This window comes from Urinicoccus timonensis (assembly GCF_900232945.1).
In the GTDB taxonomy this organism is placed as follows: Bacteria; Bacillota; Clostridia; order Tissierellales; family Peptoniphilaceae; genus Urinicoccus; species Urinicoccus timonensis.
In genome coordinates, this window is the sequence record NZ_OCTU01000001.1 from 141,602 (window position 1) to 159,424 (window position 17,823).

The window sequence follows — 17,823 nt, forward strand, 5'->3', positions numbered from 1 at the left end:
TCATGATTTTGTTAAAAAATGTTTATTATGAATGGGAAGATGGACGAACTGCTTTAAAAAATGTCAATCTTGAAATTAGAAAAGGTGAATTTGTTTTAATTTCAGGGAAAAGTGGAAGTGGTAAAAGTACTCTTGGAAGTGTGATGAATGGTCTTATTCCACATTATTACAAAGGCAAAATGAAAGGGGAAGCCTTTGCGTCCGGAAAAGATATAAGCAAATTATCGCTTCATGAAATAGGGCATATTGTAGGGACTGTATTTCAAGATCCAAGAAGTCAATTTTTTACGACAACGACAGATGAAGAAATAGCTTTTGGGCTTCAAACCATTTGCAAATCAAGAGATGAAATAAAACAGAGAGTAGAAGAAGTATATGCAGAACTGGATATTGAGGAACTGAAAGGAAAATCTGTTTTTGAATTATCAAGCGGACAGAAACAAAAGATAGCTATTGCAAGTATCTATGCGATGAATCCGAAAGTTTTAATTTTAGATGAACCTTCAGCAAATTTGGATATGAAAGCAACATTTGACCTATTTTTAATTTTGGAAAAATTAAAGAAAAAAGGAACAACAGTTGTTCTAATTGAACATCGTTTGTACTATGTAAAATCTTTATTTGACCGTTTTCTTTTGGTGAAAGATGGAGAAATTGCACTGGACTTGAGTCGGGAAGAAGTTATTCATCTTGAAGGGGAGTTTTGGGATGAGAATGGACTAAGAACTCTTGAATTAGAAGAATATAGGATAAGTGAGAAGAAAGACTCATATCAATTAAATGATGAAAGTATAAACGGAAAAGGCTTGAGATTTTGCTATCCGAATGTAGCTAAGGATGGAAAGAAGCAAAAACAGTACATTTTAAATCATCTTGATTTCAATATGGAGTGTGGAAAAGCCATTGGTCTTATAGGCTTAAATGGTACCGGGAAAACCACCTTTGCAAGAGTGATTTCAGGACTTGAGAAGATAAAAGAGGGAACAATATGGGCTGGAAAAGATAAGTCGCTTAATCATAAAGATTTAATGGATATGTCATATTTTGTCTTTCAAGATTCAGACTATCAGTTGTTTTCGGAAAGTGTACTTGATGAAATGCTACTTGGTATTTCAAGTAAAGATAAAAAAGAAAATACTCAAAAGGCAAAGTCTATTTTGAGTGTACTTGGCTTAGACAAATACATTGATAAGCATCCGTTTGCTTTATCAAGAGGAGAAAAACAAAGACTGACAATAGCTTGTGGAATGATGAAACAGGCAAAAGTTTTTATCTATGATGAACCAACATCAGGTTGTGATAAAGACTCAATGCTTTCGGTGGCAAAATTGATTGAAGAACAATTAAAAAATGGGACAACAGTCTTGGTAATAAGTCATGATTTTGAGTTTTTAGCAAACACAGTAAGCGATCTGTGGGTAATGGGAGATGGAAAAATAGAAACTGTTTTAGATATGAGTGAAAGTAACAAATTTCTCATATTAGACAAGATGAGAGGAGGTAGAGAACTTGATAGATAGAAAAACAGTCGATCCGAGAATAAAACTTATTCTACTTCCAATTGCCTCCTTTACCAGCTTTTTTATAAGCGATACAATCCTACTTTTCGGACTGATTGTCTTTGCCTTTTTTCTGTATGTATACAGTAGTATGTGGAAAAGAGCATTACGCTTTATTTTGTTTTTTGTGCTTTTATACTGCATAGAGTTAGGGCTTGGAAAGTTTCGTGAAGCAAGTATCGTATTTGCAATATATATGTTTATTTACTTTGCATCAAGGATGACCTTAATTGCTATGTTTGGTGGATATATAACAAAGACTACAAGTGTAAGTGAAATGCTTGAAGCATTAAATAGAATGAAAGTACCAAGAAGCATTGGTATACCTTTTAGTGTTTTGCTTAGGTTTGTACCAACTATAAGAATAGAACTCAAGGCATTAAAAGAGAATATGAAGATTCGAGGAATCGTAACAAGTAGATTTTTCCCGTTGCTACATCCATTTAAATATATTGAATATACGCTTGTTCCACTTTTAATGAGGATGATTAAGATTTCAGATGAACTGTCAGCTTCAGCACTCATTAGAGGACTTGATAGTGATGAGAACAGGGTTACATTGACAAAATTGAGGTTTAGATGGGCGGATTTGTTGATTGGACTATTAGGAGCTTTGATGATTGCTCTTGTGATAGTAATACAGAAAATTTATTAGGAGGACTTTTATGAAAAACAAATTAAATGGTCGTGATTTTATTACAATCGGAATCTTTAATGCAATTGGAATTGTCATATACATGGTGGTTGCATTTGCTATGGCAACAACAGTGATTGGAGGATTTATTGCTTCAGGAGTTAGCTTTATGGTAGCTGCTACCGTTTATATACTTATGGCTTTGAAAGTTAAAAAGAAGGGCGTATTTACAATATCAGGAACGCTTCTTGGTTTAATTGCATTGTCAGGAGGACATTTGCCTCATGCAGTCTTTGCTGTAATCGGTGGAATTATATGTGATTTGATTATAGGAAATTATGAGAGCAAGGGACGAATGATTATTGGATATGGGATATTTGCATTAGCAGATTTTTTAGGAACAGTAATTCCTGTGATTTTATTCGGGACAGCTTCTTTTGTGGAAAGAGCATCAAAATGGAAAATGAGCGAAGCACAAATAAATGAAGCATTATCTTATTTCAAAGTTTCGTGGGCAGTAGGATTTGGCTTGATAACTTTTGTTCTTGCTTGCATAGGAGCATTCGTTGCAACAAAGATACTCAAAAAGCATTTTGAAAAAGCAGGAGTGATTTAATAATAAATTTACTTAGGAGGGAAAATAATGGAGGGATAATTATGTCAAAACTTATAGTTTCGGTTTTCACAGAACGATATAATTATCCTTTTTTATTCTTGGAATTGCTTACACATAGCAATAATACTTTACCAGAAACAACAAAATAGAAAATTATATAAAACATTAGTTTTTAAGCCGAGAGGACTTTTTACGTCAAAGTGTAGAAGTCCTCCTTTTTTATTCTCAAAACCAAAACAGAGAACTTAAAAAGGAGGATGACTAAGTGGCAAAGAAAGAATATTACCTTTATGTAAAAGGCAAAGCCGTACCTGTAAGTGAAGAAGTCTACAAAGCCTATTGGAAGATAACAGAGCATGAAAAGTATCTCCAAAGAAAAGATTGGAAGCATAATGTAATACCATTTTCGGCACTGGATCATGATGGACACTTTGTAGATAACATCATAGATGAAAAGATAGACTTAGAAAAAATTGTAGAAGTAAAAATGCGAATTGAAGAACTTCATAGAGCATTAAATACTCTTTCAAAAGAAGAACGAGAGTTGATGGAAGCCATCTTCTACAAAGAAGAAAGTCTAAGGTCAATCAGCAGAAGAGAGAAAGTTACACATCAAGCAATCAGTGGGAGGAGGGATAGGATTTTAGAAAAACTGAGAAAGATTTTAGAAGATAAAATCTAAAAACTTGGAAAGGTTAAGTGTCAAAAAAAGGTGCTTAACCTTTCTTTATGGAAACAAGCAGATACCAAAACGGAGGAATGAAAAATGAAGAAAGAAAACACATTACAGGAAGTACAGGAACAAATTTCTGAACTTCAGCAAGAAAGAGAAAAGTGCGATGTGAAGCTGAAACAATTACAAAATCAAGGCAAGAAATTAGAAAAACTTGCAAACGAAAAGGAACGAAAAAGAAGAAATCATAGGCTCATACAAAGAGGCTTGATAGTAGAAAGAGTCATTAAAAATCCTATCATGTTTACTAACGATGAGATAGAAGAATTACTTAAAGTTGCTACTCACACAAAAGAATACAGACAAGCCTATGAAGAAATGATAAATGGGAAAGATATGGAAGATGAAACAGAGATAGAGTAGATAAAATAAAAAACCATAGTTTTTTCAGAAGCTCCCTGCAAGGGCAAAAAGCTTCGCAGAACGCAAAGCACCCTTTAGGGTGTATAATTGCGCCCTTAGAAAAACTAAGGGATTTTAGCAAGTCTTTAAAAATCCAAAACTTAATAAAAACATACGGATAAAGTAGATAGGAAAAGATACAAAAAATAACCTGTCTGCTTTTTCCTTTACCTGAAAACAAACAAAAAAATGAAAGGAGCTTAAAAGTGGCAGAAACATTTCACTTTAATATTTCCATGATAAGCAGAGGAAAAAGTAAATCGGCAGTTGCAAGTGCAGCATATATCTCTTGTGAGAAAATCAAAAATGAATGGGACGGAGAAGTTCACGATTACCATAATAAAAAGGGACTTTTACATTCAGAAATCTTCTTGCCGGAGAATGTTCCCATAGCATTAAAAGATAGAACTACATTATGGAACAGCGTTGAACTAAATGAGAAAGCAAGCAATGCACAGCTTGCAAGAAATTTTATCATTGCTCTACCAAAAGAATTATCCTTTGAAGAAAACAAGAAACTCATTACCGACTTCATACAAGAACATTTTGTATCAAAAGGAATGATAGCAGACCTTGCAATTCATGATGAAAGTGATGAAGAAAATAACAATATCCATGCACATATTATGACTACTCTTAGACCGATTAATAAAAAAGGAGAGTGGCTGGCAAAAAGCAAAAAAGAATATGTTCTTGATGAAAAGAGAGAAAAGATAAAACTAAAAAGTGGTAATTACAAAACAAGAAAAGTAGAGCTGACAGACTGGAACGATAAAGGCAACGCAGAGAAATGGAGAAAGAATTTTGCAAGCCTTTGTAATCAGTATTTAGAAAAAAATCATCAGGAAAAGAGAGTGGATCATCGTTCCTACAAAAGACAAGGGATAGAAGAAATCCCAACCATTCACATGGGAGCAAGTGCCAGTGCCTTAGAGAAAAAAGGAATCGAAACCGACAAAGGAAATATCAATAGAGAAATCAAAAAGCATAACTCTTTAGTAAAAGCCATCAAGAACAAGATAAAAGAAATCACCTCTTGGATAGACTCTTTACTTGGAAATCTGCAAGCAAAATACGATGAGTATAAACAGACCAAGAAAGATGAACTGGAGAACAAAGCGGAACTCTTTAACCTCTATGAGTATATTTCTATCTACAACGAGATACAGGGAGAAAAAACAAAAAATTTATCCTACTACGGACAGATAAAAAAGGGAAATGCAGACCTAAAGAGATTTGTAAAAGCAATCTACTATTTGAAAGATAATCATCTTCAAACCATAGCAGACCTACAAGGAAAAGTCTTTGAACTGGCAAAGCAAAGTAAAAAGATAAGTGGTGATATTCAAGATAAAACACAAAGAATAAAAGACCTAAATCAATGTGTAAGCTGCATAGACGCTATCAGAGAAAACAAAGAAGTCTATCAGGAATACAAAAGCAAGACACTATTCAAAGACAGTTTTTACAATTCCCATAAAAAAGAAATAGACAGATACCAAAGAGCAAGAAAGATCATAGAAAAATTTACTGGAACATCAGCTATAAAGTCGAGTGATTGGCAGAAAGAAATATCAAGCCTTGAAAATCAGATACAAGAGCTAACCAAAGATAAAGCTAAAGTTCAAGACGAATTTAAGCAGATAGACCATATCAAATATGCAGTAAAGATTGTCAATGAAGAGTATGGAATAGACCTAAGCATAGAGATAGACAAGGCAATTAAGAGAGGAGATAAACCAAGTGTGATTGCACAACTGAAAAAATTCCAAGAGCAAGAGGAAATAAAGGGGCAGTACAAACAAAAAGCCAAGGAAAAGGCTAAAGAAAATTATAAAAATAAAGGGGAGGAAAGATAAAAATGGCAGACAACAGAAGATACTATTGGTTAAAATTGAAAGAAGATTTTTTTACAGATAAGAGAATCAAAAGGCTAAGAAAAATATCAGGAGGAGATACCTATACAATCATTTACCTCAAATTGCTTTTGCTTAGCTTAAAAGATAGTGGGAAGCTGTATTATGACGGAGTAGAAACAGACTTTATCAAGGAGCTTGCATTAACGATTGATGAAACGGAAGATGATGTAATGGTTACAGTAAATTATCTTGTAGCACAAGGATTGATGGAGATAATCACAGAAAATGACGAGTATTTTTTAACAGAAATCCCAAGTCTTATAGGTTCAGAAACAGCGTCTACAAGGCGTTCGAGGAAATCAAGAGGACAAAAAGCGTTGCAATGCAACACTGGTGCAACACCTTGCAACCTTTTGCAACAAAACTGCAACGGAGAGATAGAGATAGAGAAAGAGATAGATATAGATATAGAGTTAGAAAAAGAGGGGGAGAAAGAAAAAATATCCCCCTCCCTTTATAGAGAATATAAAAATGTTTCCTTAACTGATGAAGAATATGGAAAATTAAAGGATAAAATGCAATGTCATAGGGATAAAATGATAGAGAAGCTGTCAACCTATATGCAAAGTACAGGAAGAAACTACAAAGACCATTATGCGACCTTGGTTCATTGGTATGAACAGGACAAAGGGAAATTAAAGGAAAACAGTAAATCAAAAGTATATACCTTTGAAGATTATGACAAGGGTGAACACTTGTAGACCTCGTATAAGACGGTGGAAAGGCTTTTTAAGAGTGTTAATAATAAAATAGGTATCAGATTATGGCTAATTGTAAAAACATCGTATAAGGGCTTAAATTTGTGGTATGGAAAAAATATCGTATTTATGATAAAATGATAATGATATGGTAATAAACTCAGTTATAAGGAGAGGATATATAAATGCGAATTCAATTTACTGTAACCGATGAAGAACTTGAAATTTTAACTAAAAAAGCAATAGAGGGAGGTTTCCCAAGCGTTACTGAATATTGTAAGTGTAGTAGTTTACAAGAAAATACAAGCTATGCTGACCTATATACTACCTTATTAAACAAAATTAGCTCTTTACCGAAAGGCAAAGAATTTGTTTTGAGAGAGTTAATCGCAACACCGCCGGCATTGATTGGCAGATGGTTTTATGAAAATGTAAATAAGAGACTTGTAAAAAATGTGGAACACATCGGAAAAGCTGAAGGTGGAGTAGAAAAATATAAAAGAATTTAGATAATGTTGGAGGTGCATTTCATGGCAGAAGAAAATAAAGAGATAGTTATTGTAGATGATAAAACTATACAAGAAAAAATATATCTTATTCGTGGGCAAAAAGTAATGCTTGATGCAGATTTAGCTGAAATATATGGTTATGAAACAAAAAACTTTAATAGACAGGTAAAAAACAATATTGAGAAGTTTGAAGGCGAAGATTTTATGTTTCAACTTACCGAGAATGAATTTGAAAACTTGAGGTGCAAAAACTTCACCTCAAGTTGGGGCGGTTCAAGATACTTACCAAATGCCTTTACAGAACAAGGTATTTATATGCTTATGACGGTATTAAGAGGTGAACTTGCGATTAGGCAAAGTAGAGCCTTAATTAGAACATTTAAGCAGATGAAAGACTTTATAATCGAAAATCAAGATTTTATTAGCTCAAAAGAATTGGTACAAATAGCAGTACAGACAAATCAAAACACAAAGGATATAGCTGAAATAAAGTCGCAAATGGCTACAAAAGAAGATTTGAAAAAGGTTATGGATAATTTTATAGATCCGGACACATACAAGCATTTCCTTTTAATGAATGGAGATAAGATTGAAGCAGATGTTGCTTATACAAAAATATATAAGTCTGCAAAGAAAAGCATTTATGTAATAGATAACTATATAGGCTTGAAAACCTTAGAATTATTAAGAGCTGCAAAAGACAATGTTGAAATTATAGTCTTTAGCGACAATGTGAAAAACAAGGATATGCTGACAAAAAATATCCTAAACGATTTTAGAAAAGATTACCCTAATATCAATCTGAAGATGAAAATTGCAGGTAAAAAGTATCACGATAGATATATTGCCATTGACTATGGAACAGACAGTGAAGCCTTTTATCTTTGCGGAGCATCATCAAAAGATGCAGGAAATAAAATATCAAGTATTACAAAGATAGAGGAATCTTCCAAGGATATGTATCATACGATGTTTGGCGGAATGCTGAACAATAAGGATTTGAAAATTTAATATGTAAATGGTAAAGCGTTATTAAATGAATAGCTACAAGACTTGTGAAAGGCGGTAGAAATAAAACTCTATCGTCTTTTTTTGATTGCAACTAACAGGAGGGAAACTAATATGCACGAAAATAAAAACGAACAAAATACAGGAATAAAGACCATAAAGAAGATTGGAAAGGCAACTTATGAGGTTGTTGTTCACTTTAATGAAAATGCAACGGAAACAATGCAAGACAAATTAAAACGCATAATGATTAGAGAAATGGAGAGAGAAAAACATCAAAAAGTCGATAAAAATGATTAGAAAGTCCTTGACAAGTTGTTATAGGAAAAACTGCCAAGTCAATTCTAATTTCTTGTGGAGCTAGACTTGCACCTTTTGATATAAGAGAGCTTAGAGAGTTAATGAGCGAAGATGAACTAGAGCTTGATAAAATTGGAGATAGGAAAACTGCTCTATTCGTAATAATATCAGATACTGACGATACATTTAATTTTGTAGTTTCAATAATGTATTCCCAATTATTTAATCTACTATGTGATAAGGCAGATGATGTGTATGGTGGAAGACTTCCAGTTCATGTTAGGTGTCTACTTGATGAGTTTGCAAATATAGGATTAATTCCTAAATTTGAAAAACTAATAGCGACAATTCGTTCAAGAGAAATATCAGCAAGCATAATACTGCAAGCACAATCTCAATTAAAAGCAATCTATAAAGACCATGCAGATACAATAGTTGGTAACTGCGACTCTACACTCTTTTTAGGAGGAAAAGAAAAAACAACAGTAAAAGAATTATCAGAAACCTTAGGAAAAGAAACCATAGACCTATATAACACATCAGAAACAAGATCAAATCAAAAATCTTTTGGTCTAAATTACCAAAAGACTGGGAAGGAACTTATGAGCCAAGATGAAATAACTGTAATGGATGGTGGTAAGTGTATATACCAGCTAAGAGGAGTAAGACCTTTCTTATCTGATAAATTTGATATTACAAAGCATAAGAATTACAAGTTGTTGGAAGATTATGATAAGAAGAACTTGTTTGATGTGGAACAGTATCTAAGAAATAGAGATAAGGTAAAGTTAAAGTCAAGTTATAAAATAAATAGGTTAAATATTTGATTTTATGGAGAAAGCAAAATGTGTGAAAATAGAAAATTATCTTTAATCATATTAAATATAAATGGTGAGCAGTTTATTTTAGAAAGTGATACAGAACTCACAAGGGATAAGAAAAATTATATTGAAGCAATATGTGAGACAATGTACGATGAAAGTAATGAATGGTATGAAGATATATATGATATGTCCCCATATGATATAGCTGAGCTATTTGAAAAAACAGTAAAAGAAGAAGTAGGAATAACTGTTACATTTAAAGCGATAGACCTTGAAGTATCGATTTTAGAAGACTAAAAATAAGGCATTAATAGACGATAGAAATTAAAAACTCTATCGTCTTTTTTTATACTCAAAATTAGGAAATTAAGGGGGTTGAAAAAAATTTTTATTGGTGGTATTATTAAATCGACAAGTACACATAAGTACACTTCTGGAATAGGAGGTGCAATATCAATATTATAATAAATACCGATTCTAGCGAACCGATTTATGAACAAATCGAAAATCAGATAAAAAAACAAATTATGAATGAAGATTTGAAAACTGGAGATTCTATACCATCTATGAGAGTATTAGCTAGAAATCTTAAGGTAGCTGTAATTACAGTTCAAAAGGCTTATGAAAATTTACAAAAAGATGGATTTATTGAAACTATTCACGGCAAAGGCAGTTTTATATCAGCAAGAAATATTGAATTACAAAAAATAGAAACATATAAAGAAGTGGAAGATTTAGCAAAGAAAATTGTCAAGAGCATACAATCAAGTTCTATTTCAATAGATGACTTGATAGATTTAATAAAAAAGATATATGAGGAGGGGCAATGATGGATTCATATGAAAATAATTTAGCATTAAGGGTATCTGGATTAAATAAAAAGAATAAAACAAATAATTTTTCTTTGAAAAATATAAATATTGAAGTACCTTATGGATCTATTGTAGGAAACATAGGAAGAAATGGAGCAGGAAAAAGTACTACTATTTCTTGTATACTTGGAATGTTTCAAAAAGATGAGGGAAAAGTAGAGATATTTGGTACTGAATATTGTAATCAAATAGATATTAAAAAACACATAGGTGTTGTTTTAGATGACCCTAACTATTCATTATTATTAACACCTAATGAGATAAATGAGGTAATGAAATTTAATTATAGTAATTGGGAAGAAGATAGTTTTAAAAATTATTTGAATCGATTTAATTTGCCAATAGACAAGAAAACTAAGCAATTTTCATTTGGAATGAAAAAGAAGTTATCGTTGGCTATAGCATTGTCTCATGAAACAAAACTTCTCATATTAGATGAAATTACTTCAGGGTTAGACCCAGTAAGTAGAGATGAGATTTTATGTATATTATTAGAATTTATAGAAAACCCAGAACACTCGGTATATATATCATCACATATTACAACAGATTTGGAAAAAATAGCTGATTATATAGTTTTTATGGATAATGGTAAAGTCGTGTTGAGTGAAGAAAAGGATGAATTGTTATATAACTATGGGATACTTCGTTGTACTGATACAGAACTAGAAAAAGTGGAAAAAACGGACATCATTTCATACAGGAAGGAATTTGGAAGGGTAGATATTTTAGTAAAAGATATATCGAAGATAAAGAATAAGTATAAAGAATTTGTTGTGAATAAACCAAATTTTGATGAAATGTTATTAATATTAACATGGAAGGAGGACTAATATATGAAAGGTTTATTGTTAGAAATATATTATAAAAACATTAAAAACATTTTTATAATGAATGCATTTTTAATTTTAGCATGGATTCTAATAAATTTATTTGCTGACATACAAATGGTTGTTTTTGCGTATTTTGCAGTAGTAATCTTCGCTAACAGTTTGTTGATCCTTTTATCTCAAAGAAAAGATTATGATTTAAAATTGTATAAATATGAATTCATGCTACCAATAAAAAGTAAAAATATAATACTATCAAAATATATAAGTCAAGTAGTTATTATTCTCTTTTCTATATTGATGTTGATTATTTTGAATTATATATCAATTTATCTAGGTAAGCATTATTTTGATTATGGAGCTTCAGACTTAATATCTTTGTTAAATGTTCTATTAGGTCTTATTTTGCAATTAGTATCAATCTTCTACTTAGCCATGTACTTTATTGATTTAGAGAAAGGTGATTTGTGGATGGTTTTAGGCTTGATTGGGTCTATAATGCTAGTATCAATAGAAATATTTGCATTAAATAGGCTTGGATTTTCTAAGTCAGGAGGAAATATTGTACTTTGTCTAATATATTTGGTAATATTTATAATGTCTTTTGCATTGAATTCAAAGAAAATGGGAAATCTAAAATTAGATAATTAGGATAAATGATTATATATCTGTATTAGATTTTAGATATAGAATTAACAAGTATAATAAGTGATCATATTAAGATTCAGAGTTGCTGAAACTAAAATATGGTCTTGTGGTAAGGATATAAAAACTTATTAAATTAGAAAAATATTAAAACATTAAATGATGAATATCTTAGGCGATAGAAATTAAAAACTCTATCGTCTTTTTTTATACTCAAAATTAGGAGGTTAAAATGGTAAGGATAAGAAGTCCCACTTAAAATAATTTAATATATAAGACATTTAGCGATTGAAATATAATTTCAGTCGCTTTTTTAATTGAAATTTTTAGATTAAGGAGAAGAAATTAATGGATAGAGAAATGATAAATATTAATGCAAATTTAGTTAAGGAAGCTAAATTTTCAGAATTTGAAAAAGATGGAGAAAGTGTTCAAGTAGCAAATTTTGCTCTTGTTAAAAATTATGGAAAGGGCAAAGAATATACAAATTGCTCAGTATATGGAGAAAAGGTAGAAATTGCAAAAGAATTTGAAAAAGGAGATCTAATCCATGTCTTTGGATATTTCAAAGAAAACAAAAAAGGAGATAAGGTCTACAAGAACTTTATAGTTAAATCACTAAATAAAATAGAAAATAAGAAAGAAAACGAGGAGGAATAATATGGAATTTTTTACAGCTGGAGTTGGAGTTTTAAAGACACTTGTAACTGCAATTGGTGCAGGTTTAGGAGCATGGGGAGTTATTAACTTAATGGAAGGTTATGGTAATGATAACCGTGCGACACGTTCATAAGTGAAAAGCTTATGCACTAAGTCGAAGGACTGAAAGTTCAAAACTTAGGAGAACTGGCAATCTGATAGGTAGAATGACGGGGTAACGCCCTGAAATGCCTACACTGATACTCCGATTGGCAATGAATATTAGACTATTTCATTGTCAAAAGCTCGGTGAAGTCGGCAGAGAGTAGCCGTAAGACTGATATTAACATCAGACACGAAAGCTGTTCAGAGGTGGACGGTGCTACCTATATGTCGGGTGTCGAATACGCATGGTGAGAATGTGTATACCAAAGCACTGACGTACTTCCGAATGTACAAGTCTAAACGTTTGAATTTGCCTAACGGCAATTCCCATCAAAGATGGGGTGTTTGTGGATGAGTAAGAATGGTTGTTATGAAAATCCATATATCGTTACAGGCGATATGGTGAAAACTAAACACAGGCTTAGAGGAAGAACCTAAACGTATTCAAAGATAAGATTGTCGGAACGTGGTAAGCCAAGAGCATGGAAGCAGTCTAATGCTAATGAAGTGTTGAATGGGAAAATGACTGTAAAAAACAGCATATAACCATTCTTTATCTCGGTGAAAGTGGTGGCACAGTACCTATGAAGCGAAAATAATAAGTTCGTGGAGGGATAGCCACCAGTCACAGGAAAGTACAAGAACTGAAATTAAGACAAACACAGCTTCGAGTATGACAAAGAAAATCAAATCCGAAAGGAGATGGTGACTGTGTCCACTTCGAAACAAACACTGAAACAAAACAAAATCCGTTATACGGAATACTATGACTTGCAAAAAGTCCTTGATGATTTATATGAAGATAGCGGTAATAATAAAGTATTTTCAAATTTAATGGAGTTGATAACTTCAAGAGAAAATATTAAACTTGCCTATCGTAGTATAAAAGGGAACAAAGGAAGTCATACGGCTGGGGTAGATGGCAGAACAATAAAACATCTATCAAGGCTAAATGAAGAAGAATACATTTCTCTCATACAAAAACAGTTTCATTGGTATAAGCCACGCCCTGTAAAGAGAGTGGAAATGCGAAAGCCTAATGGGAAAATTAGACCTTTAGGAATACCAACTATTGTAGATAGAATTGTACAACAATGTATCTTGCAAATATTAGAGCCGATATGTGAAGCCAAGTTTCATGACAGTTCCTATGGGTTTCGACCTAACAGGAGTACGGAACACGCTATTGCAGAATGTGCAAGACTAATGCAGATACAGCACTTACACTATGTAGTCGATATTGATATACAAGGATTTTTCGACAATGTATATCATGCAAAGCTCATAAGGCAGCTTTGGAATTTGGGTATCCAAGACAAAAAGCTACTTTGTATCATTAAGGAAATGCTGAAAGCAGACATAGTTATGCCCGATAAAAAGGTAATTACACCAACAAAGGGAACACCACAAGGCGGTATATTATCACCGCTACTATCTAATGTAGTCTTGAACGAATTAGATTGGTGGGTTTCTTCTCAATGGCTGACAATGCCCACGCATTATCCATATAAACAGAGAACGAACAGTCAAGGAACAGAGATAAAAAGCCATACCTACAGAGCTTTAAGAACAAGCAACCTAAAAGAAATATACATTGTAAGGTATGCTGATGATTTTAAGATATTTTGCCGTAATTACTACGATGCAAAAAGAACCTATCAGGCAGTTACAAAATGGTTGCAAGACAGATTAAAACTAAATGTAAGTGAAGAAAAATCTAAAATAACAAATCTAAAACAAAAGTATTCGGAGTTCTTAGGTTTCAAGCTGAAGGTTAAACCAAAAGGCAAAAAGTTTGTTGTACAGTCGCATATAAGTGATAAGGCACTGAAAAATGCAAAAGAAAATATTTCTAAATGTGTTGCGGATATAAAAAGACCTGCAAACGAAAAGGAACAGTACAAAGCAATAGCCAAGTATAATGCCACTGTTTCAGGCTTGCATAATTACTACCAAATAGCAACAAATGTAAGTTTGGACTTTGCTAAAATAGCCTTTCACATTAAAAAGCAGATGAACAACAGACTTGATATTAAAACCAGTGGAACGCTAAACAAAGGATTTATCAAAGAAAAATATGGAAAAAGTAAACAGCTTCGCTTCCTTAATGGACATCCGCTAATTCCAGTTGGATATATTAGGACAAAGGACGCAAAACACAAGAAAAAGGTTGTAAATAAATACACTGTAAAGGGTAGAGCTTTTATTCATAAAAATCTGCAAATTGATGTAGATACACTTGTTTGGTTGATGAGACATCCTGTACTTGATAAGAGTATAGAGTTTGCAGACAACAGAATCTCGCTCTTTGCAGCTCAATATGGCAGATGTGGGGTAACAAGTGTAAAACTTACACCAAACGATATACATTGCCATCACAAGATACCGCTTGAACAAGGCGGTACAGACAGTTATAGCAACTTAATTCTTGTTACAGAAGCAGTTCATATACTTATCCATGCAACAAAAGAAGATACAATCCAAAAATATATAAAAGAGCTTGGCTTAACGGTCAAGCAGATCGAGAAATGTAATAAGCTTAGAAAAATGGCAGGATTGCCACTAATTTAGAAAAAAATAATTTGTTACGAAGTGTGTAAGTCTTAGTTAAAACGTGAAAATCTTTCTTGTGATGGAACGCCGTGTGCGGTGAAAGTCGCATGCACGGTGTGAAGTGGGGGAAAATCCGGAGATAACATCAAAGGATTACCTATCACTATCTGGTGCTAAATCTCAAGGTATTAAGCAATTTATGGCAAAATAAGGACGGAATAACACAACAAATTCTCTAAAACAAATCACTAAATCAATGTAAGATTGAATGAAATCAATATTTATGCTATAATTAAATAAATCTAATGAACAGAAAAAGAGGGATATTATGGCACTTAACTATAAACCATTATGGATACAGTTAGCAAAAAAAGGACTAAAGAAAACTGATGTAATAGCTATGGCAGGGCTTACAACAAATGTTATGGCACAAATGGGCAAGGATAAACCAATTACATTTAAGAATTTAGAAAGAATATGTAAGGCTTTATCTTGCACTCCTAATGATATTATTAGTTTTGAAGATAATTTTAGTGATGAGGAATAGCAAATGACTCTAAGGATAGAAGACCAAGCTAGGGATTATGCGAAATTAGTATTAGGCTTTGATTAAGCTGAAGAAAATGTTGATCAAGGGACTGGTCAAATAAAAAGCTTTAAGATAGATGACAAAACTAAGTCTAATAAGAAAGACCATAGCAAAGGTGCAAAGAGGTAAATATTGGCAGTATTCGGACTGCCTTTATTTTTTTATATGTATATAGGTTGTATAATGACGTAATATGTGGAAACTGTAATATTGACGAAAAATAAGATAATAGATTATAAAAGTATTGGAATCAATGTTTTATGGGGGTTACTAGAACTCTTATAAGTATTTTTTTATTTAAGAAATATATTAAATGAATTTCAACAATAAATACTTAAGAAAAGTTTACTTGTAGTTGATAAAAATAGGATAAGTTAATTAATGGTTTCTTGACAGTTGATTAAGTAAAATGATATGATATATTCAAATAAAGGGGGTTAAAAAATGCCAGATATTATTAGAGAATACTTGCCGATACTTATACCTATTATTATTTTAGAAATTGCACTTATGATTTATTCCTTAAGACATGTTTTAAAACACGATAGATATAAATTTGGAAGCAGAACTATGTGGATTTTAATAGTTGTTTTTATTCAAATTATTGGACCTATCTTATACTTGACAATAGGTAGGGAGGACGAATAATGGAAGCGCTAAAAATTGACAATCTTCACAAATCTTTTGGTAAAAATACGATTATTAATGGATTATCCATGTCGATTCCTGAAAATACAATCTTTGGGTTTTTAGGCAAAAATGGCGCTGGAAAAACAACGACAATGAAAATGATTTTAGGATTTTTGAAAATTGATGAAGGTTCCATTGAAGTGTTTGGAGAAAAAGTTAGCTTTGGTCAGTCAAAAACCAATCGATTTATCGGGTACCTTCCAGATGTCCCTGAATTTTATGGCTATATGACTGCAAAAGAATATCTCAATTTATGTGGGTCTATAACTGGTCTTAGTAAAAATGAAATCAAAAACAAGAGCGAGGAACTTTTAGAATTGGTGGGGTTAAGAGATGTCAATAAAAGGATTAGTGGCTATTCTAGAGGTATGAAACAGCGCTTGGGTATTGCCCAGGCGTTGTTAAATAGCCCTAAATTATTAATATGTGATGAACCAACTTCCGCCCTTGATCCACTTGGAAGAAAAGAGATATTGGACATTATATTAAAGATAAAAGACTCTACAACTGTTATTTTTTCAACACATATTTTATCGGATGTTGAAGCAATCTGTGATCATGTTGTGGTGCTTGATAAAGGGAAAAATGTACTAGAAGGTTCGATAGATGAACTAAAAAATATAAAGAGGAAAAACACAATTAAAATCAGATTTAAGTCGAATGAAGAACTAAAGGCATTTAAGTCACTAGATAAATTTTTAAATCTGGTAACAAACGAAAAAGGAGACACTTTATACTTAACAGACGAAGACAATCAATTAAAAGATCTTGATATTTTATATGAGCTATATAAGTTAAATATATTTCCTCTAGAAATAAAAATAGAAGAACCTACATTAGAAAATATTTTTCTGGAGGTGACGAAAGCATGAGGATATTTTTATCTCTATTAAAGAAAGAAGCTATTGAAGGTGCGAGGACTAAAAAAATGATTTCTACCTTTACCCTGTTCTTGTTCATCGGTTTAATAAGTCCTTTGACAGCAAAATTAACTCCCATGATACTTCAATCCATAGCTACAGGAAATATAGATATTAACGTAGCACCACCATCAGAAATTGACTCTTGGACACAATTCTTTAAAAACATTAGTCAAATAGGTATGTTTGGATTAGCCATTATATTAAGTACTCAAATGGCAAATGAATTCCAAAAGGGAACCTTGATTAATTTATTATCTAAAGGACTGCCAAGGTATCAAGTCGTGCTATCGAAGATTTTTTATAATTTTATTTTGTGGTTTATTGCTTACTTTTGCTCATTTATACTAACTTATTTATATACAAAGTACTTTTTCGGGATTTCATTTCCTATTAGAAATATACTTATGGCAGCCTTGCTTCCTTTTATATTTGGATTATTTTTAATATCGTTAGAAATATTAGCTGGAGTAATTTCAGGAAATGTTATAGGTACATTAATATTAACGACTGCTGGGATTGTGATTCAACTTATATTATCCATTCGCGATGAAATTGTTAAATACATGCCTATCGCATTAATAGGAAAGCCTGTGAACCTTATAAAAGGAATAGGATATGATGACTATTATGTACCGATTGTTACGGGCAGTATTTTGCTTATACTGTGTATCGTAATTTCGATTGCTATAATAAACAAAAAGCAAATCAGTTAGGA

The 17,823-nt window shown here is 32.1% G+C and carries 21 protein-coding genes and 1 pseudogene; all 22 read left to right on the top strand.

The window, feature by feature from the left end:
• Nucleotides 1-2 precede the first annotated feature (2 nt).
• Nucleotides 3-1,520: an ABC transporter ATP-binding protein gene (locus CS898_RS00595; protein ID WP_099207740.1), complete on the top strand. Its 1,518-nt coding sequence runs from the start codon at nucleotides 3-5 to the stop codon at nucleotides 1,518-1,520.
• On the top strand, nucleotides 1,510-2,214 hold the full coding sequence (locus tag CS898_RS00600) for an energy-coupling factor transporter transmembrane component T (RefSeq protein WP_000567178.1): 705 nt from the start codon (nucleotides 1,510-1,512) through the stop codon (nucleotides 2,212-2,214). Before CS898_RS00595 ends, CS898_RS00600 begins: the two co-directional genes overlap by 11 nt.
• Nucleotides 2,215-2,224: 10 nt before the next feature.
• A complete protein-coding gene (locus CS898_RS00605; RefSeq protein WP_000791750.1) occupies nucleotides 2,225-2,809 on the top strand; it encodes an MptD family putative ECF transporter S component in 585 nt (194 codons plus the stop codon).
• Between the two features lie 265 nt (nucleotides 2,810-3,074).
• A complete protein-coding gene (locus tag CS898_RS00610; RefSeq protein WP_001074478.1) occupies nucleotides 3,075-3,491 on the top strand; it encodes a sigma-70 RNA polymerase sigma factor region 4 domain-containing protein in 417 nt (138 codons plus the stop codon).
• 84 nt (nucleotides 3,492-3,575) lie between these two features.
• Nucleotides 3,576-3,905: a DUF3847 domain-containing protein gene (locus CS898_RS00615; protein ID WP_000712033.1), complete on the top strand. Its 330-nt coding sequence runs from the start codon at nucleotides 3,576-3,578 to the stop codon at nucleotides 3,903-3,905.
• 245 nt (nucleotides 3,906-4,150) lie between these two features.
• Nucleotides 4,151-5,803 carry a MobQ family relaxase gene (gene mobQ / locus CS898_RS00620; RefSeq protein ID WP_099207741.1) on the top strand — a complete coding sequence of 551 codons (1,653 nt, stop codon included), beginning with the start codon at nucleotides 4,151-4,153 and terminating at the stop codon, nucleotides 5,801-5,803.
• A gap of 2 nt (nucleotides 5,804-5,805) precedes the next feature.
• The gene (locus tag CS898_RS00625) at nucleotides 5,806-6,564 is read left to right on the top strand and encodes a phage replisome organizer N-terminal domain-containing protein (protein WP_099207742.1); all 759 of its coding nucleotides are present in this window, start codon (nucleotides 5,806-5,808) and stop codon (nucleotides 6,562-6,564) included.
• Nucleotides 6,565-6,746: 182 nt separating this feature from the next.
• Nucleotides 6,747-7,070, top strand: a complete 324-nt coding sequence (locus tag CS898_RS00630; RefSeq protein WP_001222545.1) for a hypothetical protein — start codon at nucleotides 6,747-6,749, stop codon at nucleotides 7,068-7,070.
• 21 nt (nucleotides 7,071-7,091) lie between these two features.
• Nucleotides 7,092-8,081 (top strand): ORF6N domain-containing protein, encoded by a 990-nt coding sequence (locus CS898_RS00635; RefSeq protein ID WP_005957950.1) that lies wholly within the window; start codon nucleotides 7,092-7,094, stop codon nucleotides 8,079-8,081.
• Between the two features lie 111 nt (nucleotides 8,082-8,192).
• The gene (locus tag CS898_RS00640; protein ID WP_007894730.1) at nucleotides 8,193-8,378 is read left to right on the top strand and encodes a transposon-encoded TnpW family protein; all 186 of its coding nucleotides are present in this window, start codon (nucleotides 8,193-8,195) and stop codon (nucleotides 8,376-8,378) included.
• Between the two features lie 11 nt (nucleotides 8,379-8,389).
• A pseudogene (locus tag CS898_RS00645) lies at nucleotides 8,390-9,205 on the top strand (VirD4-like conjugal transfer protein, CD1115 family); the annotation flags it as partial.
• A gap of 18 nt (nucleotides 9,206-9,223) precedes the next feature.
• A complete protein-coding gene (locus CS898_RS00650) occupies nucleotides 9,224-9,499 on the top strand; it encodes a hypothetical protein (RefSeq protein WP_099207744.1) in 276 nt (91 codons plus the stop codon).
• Between the two features lie 203 nt (nucleotides 9,500-9,702).
• Nucleotides 9,703-10,032, top strand: coding sequence for a GntR family transcriptional regulator (locus tag CS898_RS00655; protein ID WP_255348613.1), 330 nt, complete (start codon nucleotides 9,703-9,705; stop codon nucleotides 10,030-10,032).
• The gene (locus CS898_RS00660) at nucleotides 10,032-10,907 is read left to right on the top strand and encodes an ABC transporter ATP-binding protein (protein ID WP_234975991.1); all 876 of its coding nucleotides are present in this window, start codon (nucleotides 10,032-10,034) and stop codon (nucleotides 10,905-10,907) included. Before CS898_RS00655 ends, CS898_RS00660 begins: the two co-directional genes overlap by 1 nt.
• A 3-nt stretch (nucleotides 10,908-10,910) precedes the next feature.
• The gene (locus CS898_RS00665) at nucleotides 10,911-11,555 is read left to right on the top strand and encodes an ABC-2 transporter permease (protein WP_099207746.1); all 645 of its coding nucleotides are present in this window, start codon (nucleotides 10,911-10,913) and stop codon (nucleotides 11,553-11,555) included.
• Between the two features lie 342 nt (nucleotides 11,556-11,897).
• Nucleotides 11,898-12,209, top strand: coding sequence for a single-stranded DNA-binding protein (locus tag CS898_RS00670; protein ID WP_050265718.1), 312 nt, complete (start codon nucleotides 11,898-11,900; stop codon nucleotides 12,207-12,209).
• Nucleotide 12,210: 1 nt separating this feature from the next.
• Nucleotides 12,211-12,342, top strand: a complete 132-nt coding sequence (locus CS898_RS00675; RefSeq protein WP_000394205.1) for a Maff2 family mobile element protein — start codon at nucleotides 12,211-12,213, stop codon at nucleotides 12,340-12,342.
• Between the two features lie 722 nt (nucleotides 12,343-13,064).
• Nucleotides 13,065-14,924 carry a group II intron reverse transcriptase/maturase gene (ltrA, locus tag CS898_RS00680; RefSeq protein ID WP_099207747.1) on the top strand — a complete coding sequence of 620 codons (1,860 nt, stop codon included), beginning with the start codon at nucleotides 13,065-13,067 and terminating at the stop codon, nucleotides 14,922-14,924.
• A 310-nt stretch (nucleotides 14,925-15,234) separates the two neighbouring features.
• Entirely contained in the window at nucleotides 15,235-15,453 is a 219-nt protein-coding gene (locus CS898_RS00685) for a helix-turn-helix domain-containing protein (RefSeq protein ID WP_001207345.1), read from the top strand.
• A gap of 486 nt (nucleotides 15,454-15,939) precedes the next feature.
• Nucleotides 15,940-16,143, top strand: a complete 204-nt coding sequence (locus CS898_RS00690) for a PLD nuclease N-terminal domain-containing protein (protein WP_099207748.1) — start codon at nucleotides 15,940-15,942, stop codon at nucleotides 16,141-16,143.
• Nucleotides 16,143-17,057: an ABC transporter ATP-binding protein gene (locus CS898_RS00695; protein ID WP_099207749.1), complete on the top strand. Its 915-nt coding sequence runs from the start codon at nucleotides 16,143-16,145 to the stop codon at nucleotides 17,055-17,057. Before CS898_RS00690 ends, CS898_RS00695 begins: the two co-directional genes overlap by 1 nt.
• On the top strand, nucleotides 17,054-17,821 hold the full coding sequence (locus tag CS898_RS00700) for an ABC transporter permease (protein WP_099207750.1): 768 nt from the start codon (nucleotides 17,054-17,056) through the stop codon (nucleotides 17,819-17,821). Before CS898_RS00695 ends, CS898_RS00700 begins: the two co-directional genes overlap by 4 nt.
• Nucleotides 17,822-17,823: the final 2 nt, after the last annotated feature.